Source organism: Nonomuraea coxensis DSM 45129, from assembly GCF_019397265.1.
Lineage (GTDB): Bacteria > Actinomycetota > Actinomycetes > Streptosporangiales > Streptosporangiaceae > Nonomuraea > Nonomuraea coxensis.
In genome coordinates, this window is record NZ_CP068985.1 from 3016429 (window position 1) to 3041481 (window position 25053).

Annotated in this window: 26 protein-coding genes and 1 pseudogene; 15 read left to right on the plus strand and 12 right to left on the minus strand. The window is 71.7% G+C overall.

Translation table 11 applies throughout. From position 1 onward, the window contains the following. Nucleotides 1-76: 76 nt before the first annotated feature. From Nocox_RS13990 to Nocox_RS14005, 4 genes are all read right to left on the minus strand, one after another. Entirely contained in the window at nt 77-367 is a 291-nt protein-coding gene (locus Nocox_RS13990) for a hypothetical protein (protein ID WP_157383526.1), read from the minus strand. Between the two features lie 26 nt (nt 368-393). Next, entirely contained in the window at nt 394-807 is a 414-nt protein-coding gene (locus Nocox_RS13995) for an ATP-binding protein (RefSeq protein WP_026215279.1), read from the minus strand. 80 nt (nt 808-887) lie between these two features. Beyond that, nucleotides 888-1172: a hypothetical protein gene (locus Nocox_RS14000; RefSeq protein WP_157383527.1), complete on the minus strand. Its 285-nt coding sequence runs from the start codon at nt 1170-1172 to the stop codon at nt 888-890. 142 nt (nt 1173-1314) lie between these two features. After that, nucleotides 1315-1602 carry a hypothetical protein gene (locus tag Nocox_RS14005; protein WP_020547746.1) on the minus strand — a complete coding sequence of 96 codons (288 nt, stop codon included), beginning with the start codon at nt 1600-1602 and terminating at the stop codon, nt 1315-1317. Nucleotides 1603-1879: 277 nt separating this feature from the next. Here Nocox_RS14005 and Nocox_RS14010 point away from each other — a divergent pair, with 277 nt between their 5' ends. Next, the gene (locus tag Nocox_RS14010; RefSeq protein WP_020547747.1) at nt 1880-2707 is read left to right on the plus strand and encodes a helix-turn-helix domain-containing protein; all 828 of its coding nucleotides are present in this window, start codon (nt 1880-1882) and stop codon (nt 2705-2707) included. Next, complete coding sequence (locus Nocox_RS14015; protein ID WP_020547748.1) at nt 2698-2904, plus strand: DUF397 domain-containing protein; 207 nt, start codon at nt 2698-2700, stop codon at nt 2902-2904. The genes Nocox_RS14010 and Nocox_RS14015 overlap by 10 nt, the downstream gene beginning before the upstream one ends. Here Nocox_RS14015 and Nocox_RS14020 read toward each other — a convergent pair. Both Nocox_RS14020 and Nocox_RS14025 read right to left on the minus strand, forming a co-directional pair. Continuing rightward, on the minus strand, nt 2901-3302 hold the full coding sequence (locus tag Nocox_RS14020) for a hypothetical protein (protein WP_020547749.1): 402 nt from the start codon (nt 3300-3302) through the stop codon (nt 2901-2903). The genes Nocox_RS14015 and Nocox_RS14020 overlap by 4 nt on opposite strands. A 192-nt stretch (nt 3303-3494) precedes the next feature. Continuing rightward, nucleotides 3495-4259 carry a transposase family protein gene (locus tag Nocox_RS14025; RefSeq protein WP_219495520.1) on the minus strand — a complete coding sequence of 255 codons (765 nt, stop codon included), beginning with the start codon at nt 4257-4259 and terminating at the stop codon, nt 3495-3497. A 148-nt stretch (nt 4260-4407) separates the two neighbouring features. On the opposite strand from Nocox_RS14025, the gene Nocox_RS14030 reads away from it, so the two are divergent. From Nocox_RS14030 to Nocox_RS14050, 5 genes are all read left to right on the plus strand, one after another. Then, nucleotides 4408-5280 (plus strand): Gfo/Idh/MocA family protein, encoded by an 873-nt coding sequence (locus tag Nocox_RS14030; RefSeq protein WP_246649788.1) that lies wholly within the window; start codon nt 4408-4410, stop codon nt 5278-5280. 205 nt (nt 5281-5485) lie between these two features. After that, nucleotides 5486-6436, plus strand: a complete 951-nt coding sequence (locus Nocox_RS14035) for an ABC transporter substrate-binding protein (protein WP_020546255.1) — start codon at nt 5486-5488, stop codon at nt 6434-6436. A gap of 2 nt (nt 6437-6438) precedes the next feature. Continuing rightward, nucleotides 6439-7473, plus strand: coding sequence for a FecCD family ABC transporter permease (locus Nocox_RS14040; protein WP_020546256.1), 1035 nt, complete (start codon nt 6439-6441; stop codon nt 7471-7473). After that, complete coding sequence (locus tag Nocox_RS14045) at nt 7470-8243, plus strand: ABC transporter ATP-binding protein (protein WP_020546257.1); 774 nt, start codon at nt 7470-7472, stop codon at nt 8241-8243. The genes Nocox_RS14040 and Nocox_RS14045 overlap by 4 nt, the downstream gene beginning before the upstream one ends. After that, nucleotides 8240-8935, plus strand: coding sequence for an adenosylcobinamide amidohydrolase (locus Nocox_RS14050; protein WP_020546258.1), 696 nt, complete (start codon nt 8240-8242; stop codon nt 8933-8935). Before Nocox_RS14045 ends, Nocox_RS14050 begins: the two co-directional genes overlap by 4 nt. Here the strand turns inward: Nocox_RS14050 and Nocox_RS43015 are convergent. Next, entirely contained in the window at nt 8902-9138 is a 237-nt protein-coding gene (locus tag Nocox_RS43015; RefSeq protein ID WP_246649789.1) for a hypothetical protein, read from the minus strand. The two genes, Nocox_RS14050 and Nocox_RS43015, sit on opposite strands and share 34 nt — an antisense overlap. A gap of 68 nt (nt 9139-9206) precedes the next feature. Beyond that, nucleotides 9207-10586, minus strand: a pseudogene (locus tag Nocox_RS14055) (hydantoinase/oxoprolinase family protein); the annotation flags it as partial. A 106-nt stretch (nt 10587-10692) separates the two neighbouring features. Here Nocox_RS14055 and Nocox_RS14060 point away from each other — a divergent pair. The 6 genes from Nocox_RS14060 to Nocox_RS14085 all read left to right on the plus strand — a co-directional run bounded on the left by Nocox_RS14060 (nt 10693) and on the right by Nocox_RS14085 (nt 18499). After that, nucleotides 10693-12189 (plus strand): zinc ribbon domain-containing protein, encoded by a 1497-nt coding sequence (locus Nocox_RS14060; protein ID WP_020546259.1) that lies wholly within the window; start codon nt 10693-10695, stop codon nt 12187-12189. Beyond that, nucleotides 12189-13943 (plus strand): serine/threonine protein kinase, encoded by a 1755-nt coding sequence (locus Nocox_RS43020; RefSeq protein ID WP_020546260.1) that lies wholly within the window; start codon nt 12189-12191, stop codon nt 13941-13943. The genes Nocox_RS14060 and Nocox_RS43020 overlap by 1 nt, the downstream gene beginning before the upstream one ends. 69 nt (nt 13944-14012) lie before the next feature. Then, entirely contained in the window at nt 14013-14669 is a 657-nt protein-coding gene (locus Nocox_RS14070; protein WP_026214965.1) for a response regulator, read from the plus strand. A gap of 70 nt (nt 14670-14739) precedes the next feature. Beyond that, nucleotides 14740-16818, plus strand: coding sequence for a DUF6421 family protein (locus Nocox_RS14075; protein WP_026214966.1), 2079 nt, complete (start codon nt 14740-14742; stop codon nt 16816-16818). Then, on the plus strand, nt 16815-17444 hold the full coding sequence (locus Nocox_RS14080) for an SDR family NAD(P)-dependent oxidoreductase (protein WP_020546263.1): 630 nt from the start codon (nt 16815-16817) through the stop codon (nt 17442-17444). The genes Nocox_RS14075 and Nocox_RS14080 overlap by 4 nt, the downstream gene beginning before the upstream one ends. Next, on the plus strand, nt 17441-18499 hold the full coding sequence (locus Nocox_RS14085; RefSeq protein ID WP_020546264.1) for a threonine aldolase family protein: 1059 nt from the start codon (nt 17441-17443) through the stop codon (nt 18497-18499). Before Nocox_RS14080 ends, Nocox_RS14085 begins: the two co-directional genes overlap by 4 nt. A 26-nt stretch (nt 18500-18525) precedes the next feature. Here Nocox_RS14085 and Nocox_RS14090 read toward each other — a convergent pair whose 3' ends face one another. After that, the gene (locus tag Nocox_RS14090; RefSeq protein ID WP_020546265.1) at nt 18526-19929 is read right to left on the minus strand and encodes a phytoene desaturase family protein; all 1404 of its coding nucleotides are present in this window, start codon (nt 19927-19929) and stop codon (nt 18526-18528) included. Nucleotides 19930-19944: 15 nt separating this feature from the next. Beyond that, the gene (locus Nocox_RS14095) at nt 19945-20592 is read right to left on the minus strand and encodes a DUF305 domain-containing protein (protein ID WP_033410745.1); all 648 of its coding nucleotides are present in this window, start codon (nt 20590-20592) and stop codon (nt 19945-19947) included. A 120-nt stretch (nt 20593-20712) separates the two neighbouring features. Here Nocox_RS14095 and Nocox_RS14100 point away from each other — a divergent pair, with 120 nt between their 5' ends. Next, nucleotides 20713-21423 carry a thioredoxin-like domain-containing protein gene (locus Nocox_RS14100; RefSeq protein ID WP_020546267.1) on the plus strand — a complete coding sequence of 237 codons (711 nt, stop codon included), beginning with the start codon at nt 20713-20715 and terminating at the stop codon, nt 21421-21423. A gap of 33 nt (nt 21424-21456) precedes the next feature. Here the strand turns inward: Nocox_RS14100 and ald are convergent, their stop codons facing one another. Then, complete coding sequence (gene ald, locus Nocox_RS14105) at nt 21457-22572, minus strand: alanine dehydrogenase (RefSeq protein ID WP_020546268.1); 1116 nt, start codon at nt 22570-22572, stop codon at nt 21457-21459. A gap of 119 nt (nt 22573-22691) precedes the next feature. Here ald and Nocox_RS14110 point away from each other — a divergent pair, with 119 nt between their 5' ends. Next, nucleotides 22692-23627: an excalibur calcium-binding domain-containing protein gene (locus Nocox_RS14110; RefSeq protein WP_026214968.1), complete on the plus strand. Its 936-nt coding sequence runs from the start codon at nt 22692-22694 to the stop codon at nt 23625-23627. On the opposite strand, the gene Nocox_RS14115 is transcribed toward Nocox_RS14110, so the two are convergent. Next, nucleotides 23628-25007: an NCS2 family permease gene (locus Nocox_RS14115; RefSeq protein ID WP_020546269.1), complete on the minus strand. Its 1380-nt coding sequence runs from the start codon at nt 25005-25007 to the stop codon at nt 23628-23630. Between the last annotated feature and the right edge of the window lie 46 nt (nt 25008-25053).

Below are 25053 nucleotides of genomic sequence, written 5' to 3' on the forward strand. Positions count from 1 at the left end.
TCCACGAAACGGACACCCAGGCTGCTACCGATACCTCGCCGCGGCCCTGCACCCTGTGGATGCAGATCCTCTCCGGTCAAGCGTGCTGATCGCCGGCTACCGCCTTGAGCGCGGCATGAGCACTGGCAATCCTTACGGCGATCTCGTCCGGCGTGACGAGGTCGGTCTGGAAGCGGTGGCGGAAGGGCGTCTTGGCGTGCGTGTGCAGATCCGCCAGGGTCTCATCCCACGCTTTCAGCCGTTGTGGCGTGTCGTGGTCGCCGCGCTGCCGGGAACGGTGCTCGCACGCCTGGCGCGGGATCAACGCCCCGAGCCCCACCAGATTCGTCAGCCGACCCGACCCAGCCCCCTTGATCCACTCCGCCACCCGGCGGACGCTACCAGCACAAACCCCTATCTAAACGGAATTGATCCGTCCCTCGCGACGAACCAGACGATCTTGCCGTCCGGCGTCGGATCGACACCCCATCGTTCGGAGTAGGCCGCGACGATGGCCAGCCCGCGTCCGTGCTCCTCGTCCGGCCCCGCAGGTAGCGGAGTCGGCCAGACGGGGCTGTGGTCGGCCACCTCGCCCCGGACGCTTCGGCCCTGCCGGTGCAGGGAGAGGGTCACCGCGGACTTCGCGTGCACGATCGCGTTGGTGACGACCTCCGACACCACCATGGTCAGGTCGTCGGCCAGAGTGGACAGGCCCCACACCGCGAGGGCCTCGCGCACGAGCCGGCGCGCTGTGGCCACCGCTTCAGGCGCGGCGGGCAGGTCCCAGCTTGCCTCCTTGCCGTCTCGTGCGGGGGACGGAGCGAGCATCGGCGGGACTTCTCGCGGAGGGCCGTCGAGATGTCCCGCAACCGGATGGGGCGCTTCTCGATCGGGAAGGTCATGCTTGTTCACCGCGCCCACCCCTCCAGCAGGGCTGTCCAGAGCTTGATCGCCGCTGCCCTCTGCAGCCAGGGGCTCTCGCTGACGTGGATGCTGGCGGACGAGCGTACGGTGCGGCGGATGAAGGCCAGGCCGGCCGCCTCGCACAGCTCGTACGACGTGGGGACGCAGCCGCAGGTGTGACTCCGGACCCTGACGGACACGGCCCTGTCCGTGGAGGCGGACCAGCTGATCTTGGTGAGACCGTTCTTGGCTGGTTTGGGGTGTGCGCTGTGGAAATCCCGCGTGCTCATGCCGGCCGCTCTACGTATGCATAAAGCGCCCAGCCGTGGGCCTCGCGGACAGCTATTTTCGTCGCCTGGAATCCCATGAAATCAGTCATATGCGGGGCTTTCTGGAATACCGTTTCGGTGACGTCACGGGGAAGGTGCCTTCTCATGTGTTCACCTCTGCGGCGATGATGGCGGCGGCATTGTCGGCATCGGCCACCACCCATCTGTCGCGCCGCCACAGCCGGGCCCACCACGGCCGCCAGGTGAACACCCAGCCGCAGTATCGGCGGATGGCGGTGATGTGAAGCCTGGCGCCGGTCTTGGTGCACATCTGCAGGACCGGCGAGCCGGTCGCGGGCATGACCAGCGAGATGTCGTAGCCCAGGCCGCGCAGGTCCCAGCCCAGCCGGGCCAGGTGGCCGAATCTCTCGTGCTCTTCGCGCTCTGTCATACTCCCGCCTTTCCGGCTGCCTTCCAGTGGGTACGGTCGAACGGCGAATAGTGGTGTCGGGCTATTTGCGTCCGGTCGGGTGAATGCTGTGGGCAGGCTTCTGCTTCTGCGCTGGATGAGAAGGTGTGCGTTCAGCGTGCCTTCTCGGCGTCACGGCGGGCGACTGATTCTTCAGGCCAAGACAGCAGGGCTAATGACAGCAGCCGGTCAGGTGTGGTTTAAAGGAGTCATCAACTCCGCGAGAATTTCCGTTTTCTCCAGTAAGAGAGGAAATGTCATGGAGGCTGTGCCGTCAATCAATCCGGACTCTCCGCGCGTACGCTTCGGTGCGGAGATGCGGCGGCTGCGGGAGGCCGCAGAGCTCTCCCAGGCTGCGGTGGCGGCCCGGCTCGGGTGTACGCAGACGCAGGTCAGCAGACTGGAGAAGGCGAACCGCACCCCGTCACGGTCCGACGCCGAACGGCTGGACCTGCTCTTCGGCGCTTCTGAGGGCGTTTCCTTCGCCCAGCTCTACGAGCGCATCGTCGCCCAACCGGGCGGTCCGCCCTGGTTCCGAAGTTGGGCGGAGGAGATTGAGCCCAGCCTTCTCGTGCTGCGTTCGTGGGATCCCCTGCTCGTTCCTGGCCTTCTACAGACCGAGGCGTACGCCCGTCATATCTTTCTCATGGAACCTCGGGCCACTCCCGAAGAGGTGGAGCAGCGCGTGGAGGCGAGGATGCTCAGGCAGCGCATCCTCGATCGGGCCCAGCCACCTCTGGTTTCCGTTCTCTTCGACGCAGGAGTGCTGCGGCGGCGCGTCGGCGGGCCAGAGGTGATGTGTGAGCAGCTTGATCGCCTGCTGGAGCTCGCGACGCATCCCTCCGTGTTCATCCAGGTCGTCAATCCAGATTGTCTCCCCGGACTCGCCGGCCCGTTCATGATCGCCAAACTTCCGCACGGGCAGCCCGATGTCATCAGCTCCGACGCCCCGGCTCAGGCCCAGATCACGGCAGATCCCGATATCGTGGCCGCGATCTGGGAGCGCTATGAGGCGATCCGGCTCTGGGCGTATCCTGAGCGCGAATCCCTCAAGATAATCGAGGAAGTGAGGAGAGAATGGACTTGAGTGGCGCTGTGTGGCAGAAGTCGTCCTACTCTTCAGGGAACGGCGGCCAGTGCGTCGAGGTCGCGATGAACCTTCCTGAAATGATTGCCGTCCGCGACAGTAAGGATCCGGATGGTCCCAAACTGCTCTTCACCTGCGACGAGTGGAAGGCATTCATTGGCGGCGTGAAGATGGGCGAGTTCGATGCTCTCTTCTAACTCTCGCTCTCTGGCTCTCCTCTAGCGGGGTGGCGGGGACCATGGCCGGGCGGAGGATTCGGCGTTGAGGTGTGATTCTCGCCATCGACCAAGGGCGTCTCGAGTTCGAGGCCGTAGACCGCCATGCGGTCGAACTCGGGGAGAACGAGGTCCTTGGCGCGGTAGGTGTCGTACTTTGCGATCTCGTTGTTCTTGAGGTCGCCGATTTCCGACCGGAAGGTCTCCAGGGTGTAGTCCACATCCTCGCGTATGGTCCCGTAGAGGTGGAAGAAATAGGCGTCCAACTCGGCGCGGATTCTGGCACGCCTGTCTTCGTTCCACTCAAACGGCTTGCCGGAGTCGTTGAGATCCCGGGCGAGTCCGACCGTATCGCGAGCGGTGTAGCTGAGTTCGAGCACTCGCGGACAGATGAAGGCGGTATGGGGCTCCAGCGCTTCAGGTGCAGGGACGGGGAGTTGCTTCCGAATGAATAGGCCCATGCTGGTGCTACCGATTTTTCGGCGACTCGCGAAATCGAAAACAAGAGAGCGGATATCTGCGGCACCCGCTTGAGAAGTGCGTACGTCAGGATGTGGGGCAGTGAGTGCTTTTCATCCCGCCTCGCGGCGCTGAAGGACGAGGATCGCTTTGACGAGCTGACCTGCGAGGAGTGGGCAGCACCGGAGTTTGCGCAGAATACGCCAGGTCTTCAGTTGTGCATTGGCCCGTTCTCCCGGTCCGCGGAGCTTGGCGTGAGCGGCGTTGGCGGCCTTCTGGGAGGCGGGCTTGTTGCGGCCCTTGTAGGGCACGCGTACGTGCTCGCCGGCTCCGACGTAGCCCTTGTCGGCGAGGGTGATCAGGTCGGCGGCCTTGAGGCGGCGCAGGATGCCCCAGATCCGGGCGGCTTTGAGGTCGTGGACGGAGCCGGGCAGGGAGCCGGAGGTCCACAAGGGTGTGCCGTCGGGGGTGGCCAGGATTTGGATGTTCATGCCGTGCTTCTTGTGTTTGCCGGAGTAGTAGGGCCGGTCGGCGGCGACGCGGTCGATGGGGATGAGGGTGCCGTCCAGGACCAGGTAGGGGTAGCCGGCCCGCTTGGCCGCGCGTAACACCTGCTCCAGGCGGGGCGAGCGGCGGGCGAGCAGGGCGATGGCCTCATGGATGTAGCGCCAGGCGGTCGCGATGCCGACGCCGAAGCCTGCGGCGACCTCTGCCAGGGTCTCGCCTTTGCGCAGGTGGACGAGGACGAGCAGGGCTTGTTGGCCGGGGTTGAGGCGACGCCAGGGCGAGTTGATCGTCTTGCGGTGCCGGCGCAGGATGCCGGACAGATAGGACAGGGTCTGAGGTGACAACGGCAGCGCGGCGCGGTAGAACAGCAACTCGGAGCCTCTGGTCTAACGGTTGATCTTGGTCGACAACCCTTCTACCAGGGGCTCTTCTACTTGTCGATCAGACCCACTCGCGCAGCATGCCCGCGACCTGCGGCTTCAGGATGGAAAACACTCAGTGGGATGTCCGGGATCTGGCGTGAGAGGGGTCTTCATGGAGCCGGTGGCGGTCGGGCTCGTGGGCGCGGGACCGTGGGCGAGGATGGCGCACGCGCCGATGCTGGCCAAGGGCCCGCACACGCGGCTCGCGGGCGTCTGGGCGCGGCGTCCCGAGGCGGCGGCCGAGCTGGGCGCGCCCGTGTACGGGCGGATCGAGGAGCTGTTCGACCACTGTGAGGCGGTGGCGTTCTGCGTCCCGCCCGACGTCCAGGCCGAGCTGGGCGTGCGGGCCGCGCGCGCCGGCAAGGCGCTGCTCCTGGAGAAGCCGCTCGCCGGCTCGCTCGACGGGGCGCGGCGGCTGGCCGACGCCGTGGCCGAGGCGGGCGTGGCCAGCCAGATGGTGCTGACCCTGCGCTATGCCGTACAGACCAGGACGTTCCTCGCCCGGTGCGGCGAGATCCGGCCGTTCGGCGGGCACGCGGCGAACATCTCCGGCGCCCTGCTGGGCGACCACCCGTTCGCCACGCCCTGGCGGCTGGAGCGCGGCGCGCTGCTCGACGTCGGGCCGCACGTCATCGACCTGCTGGACGCCGCGCTCGGCCGGGTGACCGGCGTGCGCGCCCACGGGGACCCGTTCGGGTGGATCGGGCTGCTGCTGGAGCACGAGGGCGGGGCCGTGTCGGAGGCGTCGCTGTCCATGGCGGCCGTCGGCGACCTGCCGCCCGCGACGTTCGCCGTGTACGGCAGGACCGGGAACGCGGTCCTGCTGCCGTTCGACGACGACCCCCTGGACGCGGTCGCGGAGGAGTTCGCGCGGACGGTGCGCGACGGTGGCGGCCATCCCCTCGACGCCGCCCACGGCCTGCGCCTGCAGCGCGTCGTCGCCGACGCCGAGGCCCAGCTGCGCCGCTGACCCTTGACGTTACGGTCCTTTGGGGCATTGATAGCGTTTGTCCGACGCGCAGTGCGCAGCGAAGTCCGGTGTGAGTCCGGCGCTGTCCCGCAACTGTCATAGCCAGGTCGCCTGCCGCTGCGCTGACGCCATCAACCCTCGTGGAAAAGGGTGATCCGTCGCTCATCGCGGGTCTCTCGGTTCCGACAGTGTGAAAGGACATCTCGTGAGGCCCGTACGCACGGTCTTCGCGGGCGCGCTGCTGGGAACGCTGGTACTGGCCGGATGCGGCCAGAGCAGCGGAACCACCGCCACCCCCGCCCCCACCACCCCCCCTTCGGCCCCCGCCGCCGAGGGGTTCCCCGTCACGATCGAGGCGGGCAACGGCCAGGTCACCATCGACAGGAAGCCCGAGCGCATCGTCTCGCTCTCGGCCAGCCACACCGAGACGCTGTTCGCCGTCGGCGCCGGCCCCCAGGTCATCGCCGTGGACGACCGATCGAACTTCCCGCCCGAGGCCCCGAAGACGGACCTGTCCGGCTTCAAGCCCAACGTCGAGGCCATCGTCGCCAAGAAGCCCGACCTCGTCGTCCTGTCCGACGACCTCGACAACGTCGTGGCCGAGCTGGGCAAGGTCGGCGTGCCGGTGCTCCTGGAGCCGGCCGCCACGACGCTCGACGAGGCGTACGAGGAGATCGCCGAGATCGGCGCGGCCACCGGCAACAAGGCCAAGGCCGACGAGGTCGTCACCGGCATGCGGGCGGCCATGGACAAGCTGGCCGCCGAGGCGCCCAAGGACAAGAAGCTCACCTACTACCACGAGCTGGACCAGACGCCGTACGCGGTCACGTCCCAGACGTTCCTCGGCCAGGTGTACTCGATCTTCGGTCTCACCAACATCGCCGACCAGGCGCCCGACGCGGCGGGCGGCTATCCGAAGCTGTCGGCCGAGTTCGTCGCCCAGGCCGACCCCGACCTGATCTTCCTGGCCGACGTCAAGTGCTGCAAGCAGGACAAGGCGGCGCTGGCGAAGCGGCCCGGCTGGGCGGGGCTGTCGGCGGTGAAGAACGACCGGGTCGTCGAGCTCGACGACGACATCGCCTCCCGGTGGGGGCCGCGCATCGTCGACCTCGCCGAGACCATCGGCGCCGCGGTCGCCAAGGCCGGCGCGAGCTGACCGTGACGGGACAGGCCGGCCCGTCGCGGGCCAGACCGCTGTGGCTGGCGGGCGCCCTCGGCGTGCTGGCCGTCTCCATGGTCGCCGGGCTGCTCGGCGGGGCGGCGGACATGTCGCCCTGGCAGGTGGTGCTGCAGGCCGTGGACTGGCTCCCGTTCGTGCGCGTCGACTCGGGGCTCACGCCCGTCGAACAAGGGCTGCTGTACGAGCTGCGGCTGCCCCGCGTGCTGGTCGCCGCCGTGGTGGGCGGGCTGCTCGCCCTCGCGGGGGCCGGCTACCAGGGAGTGTTCCGCAACCCGCTCGCCGACCCCTACCTGCTGGGCGCGGCGGCCGGGGCGGGGCTCGCGGCCACGTTCGCCATCGTCGCGCTGCCGGCGGTGGCGGGCGGCATCCCCGTCGCGGCCTTCATCGGGGCCGTGGGCGGGGTGCTGCTGGCGTACACGCTGGGCAACACGGCCGGGCGCTCCGGCGGCACGGCCACGCTGGTGCTGGCCGGGGTGGCGGTGACGTCGTTCCTGACCGCGATCCAGACGTTCGTGCAGCAGTTCAAGGTGGAGGAGCTGCAGCGGATCTACTCGTGGATCCTCGGCGACGTCGGCGGCGGCTGGGACCAGTTCTGGCTGGTGCTGCCGTACGCGGTGGTCGCCGCCGTGCTGCTCCTGCTGCACGGGCGGATGCTGGACGTGCTGTCCGTCGGCGACGAGGAGGCCGTGAGCCTGGGCGTGGCCGCCGCCCGGGTACGCCTGGTCGTGCTGCTGGCGGCCTCGCTGGCCACGGCGGCGGCGGTGGCGGTGAGCGGGCTGATCGGGTTCGTGGGCATCGTCGTGCCGCACGTGGTGCGGCGGCTCGCGGGCGGCTCGTACCGGATCGTGCTGCCGCTGTCGCTGCTCGGCGGTGCCGCCTTCCTGGTGCTCGCCGACCTCGTGGCGAGGACCGTGCTCGCGCCGGCGGAGCTGCCGATCGGCGTGGTGACGATGTTCGTGGGGGCGCCGTTCTTCGTCGGCGTGCTCAGGATGACGCGGCGGGCGGAGACGTGATCGAGACCAGAGGCGTGACCGTCCGGCTCGGCGAGCGGGACGTGGTCCGCGACGTGGGCATGCGGGTGCGCCAGGGCGAGTGGGTGGCCGTCATCGGGCCGAACGGGGCGGGCAAGTCCACCCTGCTCAAGGCCGTGATGGGGCTGGTCGCGCACGGGGGCGAGGTGCTGCTGGACGGGCGGCCTGCGGCCGGGCTGAAGCCGCGGGCGCGGGCCAGGCTGGTCGCGTACGCGCCGCAGACGCCGTCGCTGCCGCCCGACATGTCGGTCTTCGACTATGCGTTGCTGGGGCGGACGCCGTACATCCCGTACCTGGGGCGCGAGAGCGGTCACGACCGGGAGGTGACGGCGTCCGTGCTGGCCAGGCTCGACCTGTCGGAGCTGGCCGGGCGGCGGGTCGGCGAGCTGTCCGGCGGGGAGCGCCAGCGCGTGGTGCTGGCCAGGGCGCTCGCCCAGCAGGCCCCCGTGCTGCTGCTCGACGAGCCGACCACCGCGCTCGACCTCGGCCACCAGCAGCAGGTGCTGGAGCTGGTGGACCGGCTGCGCAGGGCCGACGGGCTCACCGTCGTCACCACCCTGCACGACCTGACCGTGGCCGGCCTGTACGCCGACGCGCTGCTCCTGCTCGCCGACGGCCGGGCGGCCGCCTCCGGCCTGCCCGCCGAGGTGCTGACCGAGGAGCTCGTGGGACGGCACTTCGGCGCGCATGTGAAGATCGAGCCTGGGCCGGACGGCCGGCCGGTCGTGCACCTGGTGAGGAGTGGGTCGTGAGGCTGACGTACCGCACGGAGGAGGACACCCGGCTCGGGGCGCTGCTGTGGGAGTTCGGCCCCGGCTGGCGGATGATCTCCTCGGCCGTGCTCGGCGGCGGCATCGGCGAACGCGAGTGGGTGCTGAACGCCCAGGTCGTCGCCGGGTACGCGCGCATGGACCCGATCGAGCACCTGACGTCGTTAGGCCCGGGCGGCGCCGGCGTCGGCATGCTGACCGCCGCCTCCGTGGACCGCTACGTCCAGGCGTCCGACGGCGGCGTGGACGCCTGGGCGACCGTCGGGCTGCGCGTCCCCACCTGGGCCGCCGCGCCCGAGGGCGCCGCCGATCCCGAGCTGGCCCCGGTCCGGGTCGGCACCGTCAACATCGTGGTGGTGCTGCCGGTCGCCATGACCGACGCCGCCCTGGTCAACCTGGTGATGACGGTGACGGAGGCCAAGACGCAGGCGCTGGTCGAGACCGGCTACCCGGGTACGGGCACGGCTTCGGACGCGGTCTGCGTGGCCGTGCCCGCCGGCGGGCCCCCGGAGCTGTTCGGCGGGCCGCGCTCGGAGTGGGGGGCGCGGGCGGCCCGCGCCGTCCACACCGCCGTCCGGCGCGGCGCCGAGGCGTGGCGGCTGCGTCACCTCACGCCGCCGGACGAGGCGTGGCGGCGGCGTCACCCCGCCCCGCCGGACGACCCGAGGCCGTAGTCCTCGGCCGCGCCCCGCGCCGTCACCCGGCCCGCCACGAGCCCGGCGAAGATCGGCTCGGGGTCGCCCGCGTCCAGCCGGGAGCGGACCCGCTCGGTGGCGAGGTCGCCGGCCAGCAGCCCCGCCGCCGAGGCCACCCCGCAGTGGGCGGGCACCACGACCGTCGCGATCCCGAACCGCGCTGCCACCCGCGCCGCGTGCATGGGCCCCGCCCCGCCGCCGAGGCCACCCCGCAGTGGGCGGGCGCCACGACCGTCGCGATCCCGAACCGCGCTGCCACCCGCGCCGCGTGCATGGGCCCCGCCCCGCCGAAGGCGACCAGGGCGAACCCGCGCGGGTCGATGCCCCGCTGCACCGTCACCACGTGCACGGCCGAGGCCATCGCGGCGCTGACGATCTCGTGCACCGCCCGCGCCGCCTCCTCCCGCGCCACGCCCAGCGGCCCGGCGAGCCGGTCGAGCGCCTCCTCCGCGAGGGCGGGCGTCAGCGGGATCGAGGCGGAGGAGAGGTAGCCGAGCACCAGGTTGGCGTCCGTGACCGTGGGCTCGGCGCCGCCCAGCCCGTAGCAGGCGGGGCCGGGGGACGACCCGGCCGAGCGCGGCCCGACGCGCAGCGTGCCCGCCGCGTCCACCCAGGCCACGCTGCCGCCGCCCGCGCCCACCTCCGCCAGGTCGATGGCCGGGGTCCTGATCGGCACGCCGGTGCCCGCCCGCCGCCCGCCGAAGCTGCCCTTGCCGCCGACGTGGAACTCGCGGGTGATCTCCGGCCGCCCGCCGCGCACCACGCACGCCTTGGCGGTGGTCCCGCCCATGTCGAACGAGATCGCCTCGGCGAACCCGGCCCCGGCCGCCGCCAGCACCCCGGCCGCCGGCCCCGACTCGATCGTGGCGACCGCCCGCCGCGCGGCCAGCTCGGCGGAGACGACGCCGCCCCCGGACTCCATGACGTGGACAGGGGCGCGGATCCCGAGCGCGGCCAGCCGCTCGCGCAGCCGCGACAGGTAGGAGGCCATCAGCGGGCCGACGTAGGCGGACATGATGGTCGTGGTGGCGCGCTCGTACTCGCGGATCTCGGGCCACACCTCCGAGCTGGTCACCACCGCCGGCACCGACGCGCGCAGGATCTCCGCGACCCGCCGCTCGTGGGCGGGGTTCGCGTAGGCGTGCAGCAGGCACACGGCGGCCGAGCCGATGCCGCGCCGGGCGATCTCGGCGGCGACCCGGCGTACGGAGTCGTCGTCCAGGGGCGTCAGGACCTCGCCGCGCGCCGAGACGCGCTCGGTCACCTCGAAGCAGTCCTCGGGCGCGACCGGTGGCGGGGGAGGGGTGAAGCGGAGGTCGTAGCGGTCCTCCTCGACGCGGGCGTAGCGGCCGAGCGGCACGACGTGACGAAAGCCCTGAGTCGTGACATAGGCCACCCGTACGCCGGTGCGTTCCAGGATCGCGTTGGTGGCCAGCGTCGTGGCGTGCACCACCCGCGTGACCTGCGCGGGATCCCGGCCGCCGAGCGCGCGCGTAACGCCCGCCACGATTCCCGCGATGGGGTCGTAGTGGGTACTCAAGCACTTGGCCACGGAAATCGCGCCGGACGTATCTCGAAGGACCACATCGGTGAAGGTGCCGCCGACATCGACGCCGATCGCGTAGGCCACCCGGGTACGTTACGCCCCCTAGCAAGCGCTTGTCTATGTAGTGGTCCATTGACTTACGCCGGGCAATTGGGACCCTGGTCCTAATCCTTGTGTTGGGAGCGGAGAGATGGCGCGCCTCAGAGCTCTTCTCGGTGCCGTCGCGGCGATGTCGGCGGCCGTGACGGCGTTGGTGTCGGGGGTGGTGTTCCTGAGCGCCGCGCCGGCCGCGGCGCACGACCACCCGAGCGGCATCACGGACCTGGTCACCCCCGCCGTGGTGCGCCTGGAAGCGGTCTCCCACGTGGAGATCACCCTGCTCGACCACATCGGCGAGCTGAAACACGTGGAGCGGTCCTACGACATCCCCTTCGCCGTCGGCACCGGCACGGTCGTCAACCCCGACGGCACCGTCGTCGGCCTCCGCCGCCTGGCGGTCAACCCCGACGACGTCGCCGTCTACGCCGCCAACAGGATCTTCGCCGAGCACCACAAGGTGAAGATCCCGGCCGACTACAAGAAGCACAAGCTCTCCGACGACCAGCTCAACCACCACCTGCAGGAGTGCTACCCGCCCAAGAGCGACACCGCCACCTGCATCGTCGAGGTCACGACCGAGATCACCGCGTACCCCAACGTCACCCCCGCCAGCACTGGCTACAAGGTCAAGTGCATCAAGGCCGGCCCCGACCCCGACGACCCCGCGGTGCTGGTGCCGCTGACCCCCGCGACCGGCGTCGGCATGCCGACCGCGCCGCTGGCCGACAAGGTGCCCGACCAGGTGGGCTCGCCCACCAACATCGCGGGCTTCCTCGGCCGCCCCGGCCCGGACGTGCAGCACAGCGTCACGATCGCCCACCTCGGCCAGGGCGGCGGCAAGGGCCAGACGGGCCGGCCGTTCGCCGACCCCGAGAAGAAGGTGAACGAGCCGGTCGAGCTGGGCGCCATGGCCGACAAGGGCATGGTGGGCGCGCCGGTCATCGGCGACAAGGACGGCCACGTCATCGGCCTGCTCATCGGCGGCGGCAAGGAAGGCAAGATGCTCGGGGTCCGCGAGGTCCTGAACGTCCTCGGCCAGGCCAAGGTGACGCCGCGCCGGGGAGCCATCGACACCGCGTTCGAGGCGGCCCTGGCCCGTTACCACACCAACTACTTCACCGAGGCCGCCCCCGGCTTCCAGCGCGTGCTGGAGCTCTACCCCGGCGACGTGGTGGCCGCCAACCTGCTCAAGACCACGCTGGCCAAGCGCGGCGGCCCCGACGATCAGGGCACCAAGCAGCTCGCCGCGCCCCCGGCCGCCTCCTCCCGGCCGCTGTGGCCGTTCCTGGTGGCCGCGGGCGTCCTCTTCCTCGCCGCCGGCGGCGGGGCGTATCTGCTGTGGCGCCGCCGCGCTCCTGACAGAAGGACAGAAGAACTGCCGCCACCGCTCGCGACCGGCCCCGCGTTCGACGAAGGCGCCAGCCAGACCGTCGTCGTCCGGCGCTCCCAGCCGTTCCAGGCGGTCCCGCAGCAGCAGCAGGTGCTGACGGCGCAGGAGGGCCCGATGAAATACTGCGTTTCCTGCGGAATGAGGCTCGGCGCCGGACACCGCTTCTGCGGCTACTGCGGTCACCCCATCGAGACGTGATGCACGTGAACGAGAGATCGCTCATCGGCCAGGAGGTGGCCGGGTACTACATCGAGGACATCGTCGGCAAGGGCGGCATGGCCGTCGTCTACCTCGCGCTCGACCCCCGGTTGAGCCGCCGCGTCGCGCTGAAGATCCTCAACCCGGTGCTCAGCGTCGACGACCGGTTCAGGCAGCGGTTCATCCTGGAGTCCAGGACCGTCGCCAGCATCGAGCACCCCAACATCATCCCGATCTACGAGGCCAACGCCGACGCCGACGGCGTGCTCTACATCGCCATGCGCTACGTGGACGGCCTCGACCTGCGCCGCTTCATCCACGACCGGGGGCCGCTCCCGCTCGGCCCGGCCAACCGCATCTTCGCCCAGGTCGCCGCCGCGCTCGACGCCGCCCACGCCCACGACCTCATCCACCGCGACGTCAAGCCGGCCAACATCCTGCTCGCCGGCGACCACGTCTACCTCACCGACTTCGGCATCACCAAGCACCGCTCGTCCATCTCCGGGCTGACCCAGACCGACCAGTTCATCGGCACGCCCCGCTACATGTCGCCCGAGCAGATCAACAAGGAGCACATCGACGGGCGCTGCGACCAGTACGCGCTGGCCTGCGTCGTCTACGAGGCGCTGTCGGCGCGGCTGCCGTTCCAGCGGGAGAACGACATCGCGCTGCTCTGGGCGCACCTCGCCGAGCAGCCCGTGCCGCTGTCGCACCTCAGGCCCGAACTGCCGCCGCAGGTGGACGCCGTGATGGCGCGCGGGCTGGCCAAGGCGCCCGAGCAGCGCTACGCCACCTGCACCGAGTTCGTCACGGCGCTCAGGGACGCGATCAGCGGTCCCCAGGCCGATCCCGACGCGCTGCTGGGCGGCGGGCTGGTGCCGCGCCCCGGCACGAGCCCGCACTCCGGCCCGTACTCCATGCCCGGCGCCTCGGGGCCCCGCTCGTTCCCGGGCTCGATCCCGGGCTCCGGCCCGGGCTCAGGCCCGCACTCCGTGCCCGGCGGCTCCTCGGGGCCGCACTCCGTGCCGGGGTCCTCGGGGCCGCACTCCTATCCGTACGGGGGCCCGCCGTCCGGCCCGCACTCCAGCCCCGGCTTCCCCGGGACCTACGCCCCCGCGCCGGCCACCCGGCCCGCCGGCCGCGGCAAGCGGCCGGGCCGGGTGCCGATCGTGGCGATCACGCTGGTCGCCGCCGTCGCCGCGCTGGCGCTGGTGGCGTTCATCGTCTTCAGCCACCGCGGCGACACCTGGACGCGCTACCAGCCCAGCCCGGCCGCGCCGATCGCCTTCGACTACCCCGGCGACTGGACGGCGCGCACCCACCGCGACCTGTTCGCCGTGGCCTCGCCGCACGCGACGGAGTTCGAGTCGCTGTTCGTGGCCGGCCCCGGCGCCGACTGGTCGGCGATCTCGCAGGTGATCGCCGACGACCCGGAGGGCGCCTCCGGCGTGTACGTGCAGATCTCCGACACCCTCGACCCGGCCGGCGACTCCGACTCGATGAAGGCCAAGATGGACTCCCTGCTGCCCGGCACGGTCGACGTCGGCAAGCCGGTGCAGGACCAGGCGGGCAACAAGCCGGCCACCCGCTTCGACGGCTCGCTGATCGACCAGTCGACCGGCACGCGGCTCGGCTTCGTCAGCTACGTGATCGCCAGGCAGCCCAAGAACATGCTCGTGATGTACTTCTGCGCCAAGTCGAACTGCGACGACGCGACCCAGGCCCGCTTCAGGCAGAGCATTCAGGTGTCATGACTTGGAACTGACTTGCACCCGGCTTGACCTGGGTGTTCAAGGGACAGGCCCGGAGTCTACCCTCCGGCTGTGGGCATTCGCATAGTCATCGCGGACGATCAGGCGATGGTGAGGGCCGGGTTACGCATGGTCGTCGACAGCGACCCCGGCATGGAAGTCGTCGGCGAGGCGGCCGACGGGCGGGAGGCGATCTCCGTGGCGCGGCGCACGCGCCCGGACATCGTCCTCATGGACATCTCGATGCCCCGGCTGGACGGGTTGTCGGCGGCCAGGGAGCTGCTCGACACGCCGTCGCCGCCGAAGGTCATCACGCTGACGACGTTCGACACGGACGAGAACCTCTACGCGGCGCTGCGCGCGGGCACCAGCGGGTTCCTGCTGAAGGTGTCGCCGCCGGAGCAGCTCCTGGAGGCCATCCGGGTGGTGCACGCGGGCGACGCGCTGCTCGACCCGGCGGTGACCAGCCGGGTGATCGCGACGTTCGCCGGGCGGGCCGAGCCGAAGCCGTCGCCGATGCTGGCGGAGCTGACGCCGCGCGAGCTGGAGGTGCTGCGGCTGCTGGCGCGCGGCCTGACCAACGCCGAGATCGCCGGCGAGCTGTTCGTGGGGGAGGCGACGGTGAAGACGCACGTGGCGCGGGTGCTGATGAAGCTGTCCCTGCGGGACCGGGCGCAGGCGGTGGTGTTCGCGTACGAGTCGGGGGTCGTCCGGCCGGGAGCGGCGTGAGGTTGTATCCAACCTTCGTGCCCTATGTGTATATTTTTCGGCATAAGGCGGTCGATACAGGAGATATTTCATGCGTGCGTTCCCCCGGGTGATGTTCGACGAGGCCCACAGCGAGTCGTGGACCGTGCGGCGCGAGGTCGCCGAGGCCATCAACCCCGCCCACCCCGACGACAACAGCTACGCGCGGGCGGCGGAGCTGCTGCGCCACCTCGGGCACACGGTGACCGCGCGCACGACGGGAACGCTCCAGGCGGACGCCCTCGCCGAGCAGGACGTGCTGGTCATCGCGCACCCGTCGGGCGAGCGCTGGGAACGCACCATCGGCCAGGGCAGCCCCGTCCTGTCCGCCGAGGAGCTTGACGCCGTCGAGGCGTACGTGGCCGCCGGCGGCGGGCTCGTCGTGCTGGCCGAGGAGGAGCAGGACAAGTACGGCAACAACCTGCGTGCCCTGCTCGCCCGCTTCGGCGTCGGCGTCGGCCACACCACGGTCCGCGACCCCGGCCACGCCCACCAGGGCGTCGCCACCTGGGTGCGCGCCGAGCGCGCCACCGCCGGCGGCCTGCTCGCCGGCGTGCGGGACGCCTGCTTCTACCGCAGCGGCGTGCTGACGGTGGAGCCCGGCCGCGACGCCACGGTGCTGTTCACCACCTCCGCCACGGCCGACCCGGCGGGCGCGCCGCTCGCGGTGGCGGTGCGGCACGGCAAGGGCCGGGTCGTCGCGTTCGCCGACTCCGACCTGTTCGGCGACGACTCGATCGACGACTACGACCACCGCGCCCTCTGGGGCAACGTCGTCACCTGGGCCGCCCGCGTCCCCGAGGACCGCGCGGCCACGGGAGCCGGGACCCCCGACGAGGTGAAGGCGGAGCTGTTCGCCCGGCTCAAGGAGACCGTCGAGGAGCTGCGGCCGCTGCAGGTCAAGGACGGCTCGGTGCCGGAGGAGGCCAAGGAGCGGGCGGTCGCCCTGGTGGAGCGGATCGGCGCCGCCGTCGGCGAGCTGGCGCCCCACTTCCCGCACGACGCCGCGTACCTGGAGGCGGTCCGCGCGGACCTGGCCAAGTGGGCCGCGGCCGGGCTCGGCGTCCCCGACTTCCTCGACTCGCTCGACCTGTTCCACCCCGACACCCAGCGCGTGGACGGCCTGGAGCACCTGGTCGTCTTCCCCATGTACACCCAGAACGGCAACCCCAGCCGCAACCTGGAGGCCGTCTGGATCCGGACCATCTGGCCGGACTGGCTGGCTCGCCTGGAGGCGGGCGGCTACGACAACCCGATGTTCGTGCCGATCGCCTTCCAGGACTTCACCTCCGGCTACGACACCCACTCGGCCGTGCTCTTCCCCGAGACCGTCGCGGTGCGTCAGACGCCGGCCCGCTTCACCTGGGGCGGCATCTTCGCCGACCGCGAGGCCGCGCGCTTCCGCCGGGTCTCGGCGGCCGCGGCCGAGACGCTCAAGCTGGACCTGCCGCCGGACGCCGCCCGGCTGCTGGCCTCGCAGCAGCTCGCCGAGGACACCTTCGTGCTGTGGGACCTCGTGCACGACCGCACGCACAGCCACGGCGACCTGCCGTTCGACCCGTTCATGATCAAGCAGCGGATGCCGTACTGGCTGTACTCGCTGGAGGAGCTGCGCTGCGACCTGACCGCGTTCGGCGAGGCGGTGAAGCTGGAGCGCGAGGGCGTGCCGCACGCCCGCTACGTCCAGCACGCCGTCCTGTTCGACCGGCTGTTCCGCTTCCCCATCAGCGGTGACCGGGTGCGCAACTACGACGGGCTCGGCGGCCAGCTCCTGTTCGCCTACCTGCACCGCAACGACGTCATCCGCTGGACCGACAACCGGCTCTCGATCGACTGGGCGCGCGTCGCCGACGGCGTGGCCGACCTGCGCGGCGAGGTGGAGAAGCTCTACCGCGACAGCATCGACCGGTCCAAGCTCGCCCACTGGCTGGCCGCGCACGAGCTGGTCAGCGCCTACGTGGCCCCGCACCCGGCCTCCGTCTGGGCCAAGGGCGTCGAGGCGCTGCCCGAGGAGCAGAAGGCCAAGGTCGACGCGGTCCTGCCGGACGAGTTCCCCCTGAGCATGTTCTACGAGGCGCTGCGTCGTAAGCTGACGGACGTGGTCGAATCGACTAAGGGGCTCCGCGCATGATCATCTTGGTGACGGGGGCCGGCGGCCCCACCGGCGAGGCCGTGACGGCGCACTTCCGCAAGGACGGCCACACCGTCATCGGCGTCGACAAGGACGACGTCGACCTGCTCGACCGCGCCGCCGTCCAGCGGCTCGCCGAGCGCGTCGAGCGCGAGCACGGCCGCGTCGACGGCGTCGTCCACCTGGTCGGCGGCTGGCGCGGCTCCGCCTCCTTCGCCGAGACCTCGCTCGACGACTGGGACGCGCTGCACGACCTGCTGATCCGCACCCTCCAGCACGTCTCGCTGGCCTTCGAGCCGCTGCTGCGCCGCAGCGACAACGGCCGCTTCGTGATCGTCTCGGCCAAGGCGGCCGAGAAGCCGTCCGCCGGGGGCGCGGCCTACTCCGCGGCCAAGGCGGCGGCGGAGGCGTGGACGCTCTCCCTGGCCGACGCGCTGTCCGGCACCTCCTCGGCGGCCGTCGTCCTCGTCGTCAAGGCGCTGGTCAACGACGCCATGCGGGCCGCCAAGCCGCAGGCCCGCTTCGCCGGCTTCACCGACGTCAACGACCTCGCCGCGGCGATCGGCGGACTCTACGACCGCCCCGCCGCCGAGCTCAACGGCACCCGATTGGACCTCACCTCTTGATCCCCCGGCACGACCCCCATCTCAAGGCGTTCGCCAGCGACAACTACGCCGGCGTCCACCCGGAGATCCTGCAGGCCATCGCCACGGCCAACGGCGGCCACCAGATCGCCTACGGCGAGGACGCCTACACCGAGGCGCTGCAGGACGTCTTCCGCCGCCACTTCGGCGAGCAGGCGCAGGCGTGGCCCGTCTTCAACGGCACCGCCGCGAACGTCGTCTCCCTGCGGGCCATGACCCGCCCGTGGGAGGCGGTCATCTGCGCCGAGAGCGCCCACATCAACACCGACGAGGGCGGCGCCCCCGAGGTCACGGCCGGGATCAAGCTCCTGCCCGTGCCCACGCCGGACGGCAAGCTCACCCCCGAGCTGGTCGACCGGCAGGCGTGGGGCTTCGGCGACGTCCACCGGGCGCAGCCGCGCGTGGTGTCGCTCTCCAACACCACCGAGCTCGGCACCCTCTACACGCCCGAGGAGATCGCCGCCCTCTGCGCGCACGCCCACGAGCGGGGCCTGCTCGTCCACCTCGACGGCTCCCGCCTCACCAACGCCGCCGCCGCCCTCGACGTGCCCATGCGGGCGCTCACCACGGACGCCGGCGTGGACGTGCTCTCCTTCGGCGGCACCAAGATCGGGCTGCTGTACGGCGAGGCGGTCGTCGTGCTCAACCCGGAGGCGGCGAGCGGCGTCGACTACATCCGCAAGACGTTCATGCAGCTCTCGTCGAAGATGCGCTTCGTCTCCGCGCAGTTCGAGGCGCTGCTCGCCGGCGACCTGTGGCTGCGCAACGCCCGCCAGGCCAACGCCATGGGGCGGCGGCTGGCCGACGCCGTCCGCGGCATCCCCGGCGTCGTCCTGCCCCGGCCGGTCGAGGCCAACGCGGTCTTCGCCGTCCTGCCGCCCGACGTCACCGAGCGTCTGCAGAAGCGCTTCCGCTTCTACACCTGGAACGAGGCCACCGGCGAGGTCCGCTGGATGTGCGCCTTCGACACCACCGAGGCCGACGTGGACGCCTTCGCCGCGGCGGTCGCCGAGGAGATGGCGGCCTCGGCCACCTGAGCCATCGCCCCTGACCGCCCGCGCGGTCAGGGGCGCAGGGCCAGGCGGGCGGCCTGCCAGCCGCCCATCCCGTGCGCCCCGCCCCCCGGCGGCGTGGCCGCCGAGCACAGGAACACCCCCGGCAGCGGGGTGCGCCACGGCGCAGGCGACCACACCGGGCGGCGCAGGAACTGCGTGAGGCTGGACAGCCCGCCGGAGATGTCACCGCCCACCAGGTTGGCGTCGAACGCCTCCAGCTCGGCCGGGCCCATGGCGTGCCGGGCCAGCACCCGGTCGCGGAAGCCGGGGGCGTACCGCTCGATCTGGGCCTCGACGGCGGCGGTCCGGTCGGCGCGGGAGCCGTTCGGGACGTGGCAGTAGGCCCACAGGGTGTGCCCGCCCCGCGCCGGGTCGGCCGCGTACGGCTGCACCACCAGCACGTACGGCCGCGGCGACACCCGCCCGGCCGCCGCCTCCGCCTCGCTGAGCGCGATCTCCTCCAGCGTCCCGCCGAGATGGACGGTGCCCGCCCCGGCCACCGCCGGATCCCGCCACGGCACCGGCCCGTCCAGCGCCCAGTCCAGCTTGAACACCCCGGGACCGTAGCGGTAGCGCTCCAGCCGCCGCCGGTACGCGGCCGGCAGGTGGTCCGCCATGGCGAGCAGTTGCCTGGGCGTCACGTCGAGCACCACCACGGGGGCGCGCAGCTCGGACAGCCGTCGCACCCGGTGCCCGGTGACGGCCTCGCCGCCCAGCGCGCGCAGCTCGGCCACCAGCGCGTCGGCCAGCACCTGCGACCCGCCCCGCACCAGCGGCCAGCCCACCAGGTGGGCGAGCGACGCCAGCAGCAGGCCGTAGCCGGCGCTGACAGGGGAGCGCAGGTCGAGGACGGAGTGCGCGGCCATGCCGGCGAGCAGCGCCCGCGCCTCCGTCGTGCGGAAGGCCCGCCGCGCGAACGTGGTGGCGGGCAGCAGCGCCGCCGCCCCGAACCTGGCCGCCCCCGCGAACGCGGAGAGCGGCAGGCCGCCCCACGGTCCGAGCGGCTTGAGCAGCAGCTCCACCAGCGGCAGCCCGCCCCGCGCGGTCGCGCCGGCCGTCGCCAGCCAGGCCCGCGCGTCGCGGCCGAGCCCGGCGGCGGTCCGGACGGGGTCGCGGTGCACCAGCACCGCCGGCCGGCCGTCGAGCGGATGGGCGGCGGGCAGGGGCGGATGGACGAACTCCACGCCCTTCAGCTCCAGCCCGCGGAAGGCGGGCGAGGCGAGGGCCATCGCCATGACGGTCGCGCCGAAGTCGTGCACCCGGCCGGGCAGGGTCAGCTCGCCGGAGCGGAGCGCGCCGCCGAACCGGCCGGCCGCCTCCAGCAGCAGCACCCGGCGTCCGGCGCGGGCCAGCGTGACGGCGGCGACGAGCCCGTTGGGCCCGGAGCCGACCACCACGGCGTCAGCGTCCACCCGGGGCGCGCCCGCCTACCGGGGCTGGAGGATCGACGGGAGGGGCTGCGCGCCGCGCTGGCGGAGCAGGTCGGTCATCAGCTTGATCTCGCTGCTCTGCCCCTGGACGATCTTTTTCGCCATGCTCACCACCTCGGGCCGGGTCGACAGGTCGAGCAGGCCCTCGGCCATCTCCACCCCGCCCTCATGATGGCGGATCATGAGCTGCAGGAACAGCACCTCGGCCTGTGTGCCGTCGGCCGCCTTGAGACGGGCCAGCTCCTCGGGGGAGGCCATGCCGGGCATCAGGCCCGTGCTCGCGGCGCTCGCGGCGGACGCCGTGCCGCCGTGCCCGTGGCCGCTCATCCACGCCATCGGCCGGTCATGGCCCGCCTGGTCGAGCCCCCACTGCTGCAGCCAGCCGAGGAACATGCCCCGCTGGTTGGCCTGCGTGTTGATGATGTCGAAGGCCAGGCTGGAGATCTCCTTCGCGGGCCGCTTGTCGCGGACGGTGAAGGACATGTCGACGGCCTGCGCGTGGTGCGCGGCCATGTCGCGGGCGAAACCGGCCTCCGGTGAGGAGTCGCCGGGCGTGCCCGCCCTCCCGAACAGCAGGTAGGCCGCCGCGGCGAGCACCAGCACGCCGCAGACGATGAGCACAGGGTTTCTGAGGGGCTTGTCCATGACGGGTCCAGCGTACCCACCTGCGGGCGAACCCGAGATCTCTCCCTTACTCCTGCCTTATTCTCCGCATACGCCGGAAGGGCATAAGGTGACCCCTGTTGGTACGCCGATGGAGGAACGATGACGAAGGAGAAGGCGCAGGCGCGGCGCGAGCATCTGCAGAAGATGCGGGCCGACCAGAAGCGCAAACAACGCCGCGCCGCTCTGCTCATGTGGGGCGCAGGCGGGCTGATCATCGTCGTCCTGGTCGGCGTGGTGGGCTTCTACCTGGTGAAGCAGGCCCGTGAGACGTCGCTGGACGCGGTCACGAGCGCCAAGTACGAAGCCGGCGAGCACGTCTGGAACGCGGTCGCCTACAAGGAGACCCCGCCGGTCGGCGGCCAGCACAACAACTACTGGCAGCAGTGCGCGATCTACGACAAGCCGATCCACCCCGAGCACGCCGTCCACTCGCTGGAGCACGGCGCGGCCTGGATCACCTACCGGCCCGACCTGCCGAAGGCCCAGATCGACAAGCTCAAGGAGATCGCCACCTCCACGGGCCAGCAGGACTACATGCTGATGAGCCCGTTCCCCAACCTGCCCGCGCCGATCGTCGTGTCCTCCTGGGGCCACCAGCTCAAGCTGACCGACCCGGCCGACCCCAAGCTGCCCGCCTTCATCAAGCGCTACCAGAACGGCGCCGACACGCCGGAGCCGGGAGCGACCTGCGGCGGCCCCGACGCCATCACCACCACGGCCGACCAGGCCCCGCTGCCGCCCGAGCCCACGGGCCAGCAGAACACCCCGATGGAGTCGCTCCAGCCGTCGGCCAGCCCCTCCCAGCAGTAGCCGGAGATCCTCAGCCGCCGCCGCCGCACCCGCTCAGCCGAGCACGTGCGACGGCGGCGTCCATGTGAGCCCGTGCGCCTCGGCCACGGGCTCGCTGGTGAGCTGCCCCTCGTGCGCGCTGAGCCCGCGGGCCAGCGCCGGGTCCTCGCGCATGGCCCGCCGCCAGCCGAGGTCCGCGATGGCCAGCGCGTACGGCAGCGTGACGTTGGTCAGCGCGAACGTCGAGGTGTGCGGCACCGCCCCCGGCATGTTGGCCACGCAGTAGAACAGCGACCGGTGCACCTGGTAGGTCGGCTCCTCGTGCGTCGTCGGCCGGGAGTTCTCGAAGCAGCCGCCCTGGTCGATCGAGATGTCCACCAGCACCGAGCCCGGCTTCATCCTGCTGACCAGCTCGTCGGTCACCAGCTTGGGCGCCTTCGCGCCGGGCACCAGCACCGCGCCGATCACCAGGTCGGCCTCCGTGACCGCCCGTTCGATCTCCAGCGTGTTCGACGCGACCGTCTGGCAGTGGCCCTGGTAGATGAGGTCGGCCTGGCGCAGCTTGTCGATGTTGCTGTCCAGCAGCAGCACCTCGGCCTGCATGCCGAGGGCGATGGCGGCGGCGTTCATGCCGGACACGCCCGCCCCGATGACGACGACGTGCGCCGCGTGCACGCCGGAGACGCCGCCCATCAGCACGCCCCGGCCGCCCGCCGAGCGCATCAGGTGGTAGGCGCCGACCTGCGGCGCCAGCCGGCCCGCGACCTCCGACATGGGGGCCAGCAGCGGCAGCGCGCCGTTCGCCGTCTGGACGGTCTCGTACGCGACCGCCGTGCACCCCGAGTCCAGGAGCGCCCGCGTGCACGGCCGGGAGGCCGCCAGGTGGAGGTAGGTGAACAGCACCTGGCCCTTGCGCAGCCGGTGGTACTCCTCGGCGACCGGCTCCTTGACCTTCAGCACCAGGTCGGCCTCGCCCCACACGTCATCGGCGCGGGGGACGACGACCGCGCCCGCCGCGGCGAAGTCGGCGTCCGGGATCGCCGACCCCTCGCCCGCCCCGCGCTCGACGTGGACCTGGTGCCCGTGGCGGACGAACTCGTGCACGCCCGCCGGCGTCAGCGCCACCCGGTACTCGCTGTTCTTGACCTCTACGGGAACACCGATCTTCATCGATCAACCCTCGTTCGCGCCGATTTTGCGGTCAATCCGCGATCCGTCATGATTACCTTGCCCCGGCTGGTCCTCGATAGGCTCACCGCGGCCCGAACGTCAGGATGGGAACGTCATCGATGGACAAGCCGGAAGCGCAGCCCCCCGCGGATCCGGGGGAGCCGCAGGCCAGCAGACTCACCACCATCGTGCTGATCGTCTCGCTCGTGCTGGTGGTGCTCGTGGCCGGCGTGCTCGGCACCGTCGCGGTCCTGATGACCAGAAACCCCGACCAGCCGCTGCTCGGCGGCACTCCGCCGGTCAGGCTGGCGGTGCCGCTGCACTTCGCGCCGGTCAAGGACTCCAAGCCGGCGCCGTGCCCCGGCGAGCAGGCGGTGCTCGACGAGGAGCAGCGCACCTGCTACCTCCTGGAGGACGGCGTCACGGTGCTGTCGGTGCAGCGCATCGAGCCGGTCAGGGAGAAAGACGGCCAATACTCCGTCCGCATCGCGGTCGCCGCCGGGTTCAAGGACAAGCTGGTCGAGCTCGTCGACGAGCTGGAGCCCGAGCAGCGGCAGCTCGCCGTGGTGCTCGCCCCCGCCCAGCCCGAGCAGCCCAAGACGGTGGTGGCCGCGCCCGTCGTGACCGAGCCGATGAGCGGCGACAGCCTGCGCATCGCCGGCTTCACCAAGGAGGAGGCCGACGCCCTGACGGCGCGGCTGCTCGGCCCGGCCGCGGGCGCGTCGCCCGCCGCCTCCCAGCCGGGCACCGACCCCGGCACCGACCCCGGCACTGCCACGAACCCCGGCACCGACCCGGGCGCGACGCCGGCCGCCACCCCGCCGGCCACGCCGCCCGCCTCGCAGGGGACGCAGCCGGGCGCCGCGACCACCCCCGGCTCCACGGCCCCCGCCTCCGACGCCGGCCGCAGCGGCGACGACCCGCGCTACGCCTCCTGCAAGGAGGCCGTCGCCCACGGCTACGGCCCCTACTCCAAGGGCGTCCACGCGGAATACTCCTGGTACACCGACACCGACGGCAACGGCGTCGCCTGCAACAGCGGCGACATGGGCTGATCAGGCGAACAGCCGCTCCAGCCAGTCGATCGCGAAGTAGGCGAGGAACACCAGCGACACCACCCACAGCAGCCACGGGATCTCCGCGAACCTGCCCCTGGCCGCCTTGATCAGCGTGTAGGAGATGACGCCCGCGCCGACCCCGTTGGTGATCGAGTACGTGAACGGCATCAGCGCGATGGTGAGGAACGCCGGGATGGCGACGTCCACGTCCTGCCAGGGCACGTTCCTGCTCTGCATCATCATCAGCGCCCCGACCAGCACCAGCGCGGGAGCGGCGGCCGCGGCGGGCACCACGCCGGCGAGCGGCGTGAACAGCAGCGTCAGCCCGAGCAGCGCCCCCGTCATCACGCTGGCGAGCCCGGTGCGGGCGCCCTCGCCGACGCCCGCCGCCGACTCCACGAACACCGTGTTCGCCGAGGCGCTGACCGAGCCGCCCACCATGCCGGCGACGCCGTCCACGGTCAGGATCCGGCCGAGGCGCGGCACCTGGCCGGCGCGGTCCACGAGCCCGGCCTCGTCGCTGACGCCGATGATGGTGCCCATCGCGTCGAAGAACCCCGACAGGACGAGCGTGAACAGCACGACGGCCGCGGTCAGCGCCCCCGCGCGGGCGAACCCGCCGAACAGGTCGAACTGCCCCACGAGCCCGAAGTCCGGTGCGGCGATCAGCGACTCGGGCACCCGCGGCGTCACCACGCCCCACGACCGGGGATCGATCTCGGCCACGGAGTTGACCAGCACCGACAGGACCGCGGTCACCGCGATGCTGATGAGGATGGCGGCGGGGGTGCGGCGGGCGTACAGAGCGATCATCAGCAGCAGCCCGAAGCAGAAGATCGCGACCGGCCAGCCCGTCAGGTGACCGGTGGTGCCGAGCTGCACGGGCGTGCCCGAGCCCGCGGCCACGAACCCGGCGTCCACCAGGCCGATGAGCGCGACGAACAGCCCGATGCCGACGCTGATGGCGTGCTTGAGCGCGAGCGGGATCGCGTTCATGATCAGGGTGCGCAGGCCGGTCACGGCCAGCACGATGATCACGAAGCCGCCGAGCACCACCAGGCCCATGGCCTCGGGCCAGGTCATGTGGGGGGCGGCCTGGTAGGCGACGACCGCGTTGAGCCCCAGCCCGGCGGCCAGGCCGAACGGCGCGTTGCCGACGACCGCCATGAGCAGCGTCGAGATCGACGCCGCCAGCGCGGTGCTGGTCGTCAGCTGCACGATGGAGAGCTGGGCGCCCGTGACGTCCTTCGCGCCGGCCAGGATGATCGGGTTGAGCAGGATGATGTACGCCATCGCCATGAAGGTGGTGAGCCCGCCACGCACCTCGCGGCTGACGGTCGTCTCGCGCCGGGTCAGCTCGAAGAGCCGGTCGAGCACGCCTTCCCCCCTTTTGCGATCAGGGGGAGTGCCGGTTGCCTACCCG

Excerpts from the sequence above, each read along its gene's own strand:
- Nocox_RS13995 (WP_026215279.1), bottom strand. The coding sequence starts at position 807 with ATGCTCGCTCCGTCCCCCGCACGAGACGGCAAGGAGGCAAGCTGGGAC.
- Nocox_RS14000 (WP_157383527.1), bottom strand. The coding sequence starts at position 1,172 with ATGAGCACGCGGGATTTCCACAGCGCACACCCCAAACCAGCCAAGAAC.
- Nocox_RS14005 (WP_020547746.1), bottom strand. The coding sequence starts at position 1,602 with ATGACAGAGCGCGAAGAGCACGAGAGATTCGGCCACCTGGCCCGGCTG.
- Nocox_RS14010 (WP_020547747.1), top strand. The coding sequence starts at position 1,880 with ATGGAGGCTGTGCCGTCAATCAATCCGGACTCTCCGCGCGTACGCTTC.
- Nocox_RS14015 (WP_020547748.1), top strand. The coding sequence starts at position 2,698 with ATGGACTTGAGTGGCGCTGTGTGGCAGAAGTCGTCCTACTCTTCAGGG.
- Nocox_RS43015 (WP_246649789.1), bottom strand. The coding sequence starts at position 9,138 with ATGCACGCGGCGCGGGTGGCAGCGCGGTTCGGGATCGCGACGGTCGTG.
- Nocox_RS14060 (WP_020546259.1), top strand. The coding sequence starts at position 10,693 with ATGGCGCGCCTCAGAGCTCTTCTCGGTGCCGTCGCGGCGATGTCGGCG.
- Nocox_RS43020 (WP_020546260.1), top strand. The coding sequence starts at position 12,189 with ATGCACGTGAACGAGAGATCGCTCATCGGCCAGGAGGTGGCCGGGTAC.
- Nocox_RS14075 (WP_026214966.1), top strand. The coding sequence starts at position 14,740 with ATGCGTGCGTTCCCCCGGGTGATGTTCGACGAGGCCCACAGCGAGTCG.
- Nocox_RS14080 (WP_020546263.1), top strand. The coding sequence starts at position 16,815 with ATGATCATCTTGGTGACGGGGGCCGGCGGCCCCACCGGCGAGGCCGTG.
- Nocox_RS14095 (WP_033410745.1), bottom strand. The coding sequence starts at position 20,592 with ATGGACAAGCCCCTCAGAAACCCTGTGCTCATCGTCTGCGGCGTGCTG.
- Nocox_RS14100 (WP_020546267.1), top strand. The coding sequence starts at position 20,713 with ATGACGAAGGAGAAGGCGCAGGCGCGGCGCGAGCATCTGCAGAAGATG.
- ald (WP_020546268.1), bottom strand. The coding sequence starts at position 22,572 with ATGAAGATCGGTGTTCCCGTAGAGGTCAAGAACAGCGAGTACCGGGTG.
- Nocox_RS14110 (WP_026214968.1), top strand. The coding sequence starts at position 22,692 with ATGGACAAGCCGGAAGCGCAGCCCCCCGCGGATCCGGGGGAGCCGCAG.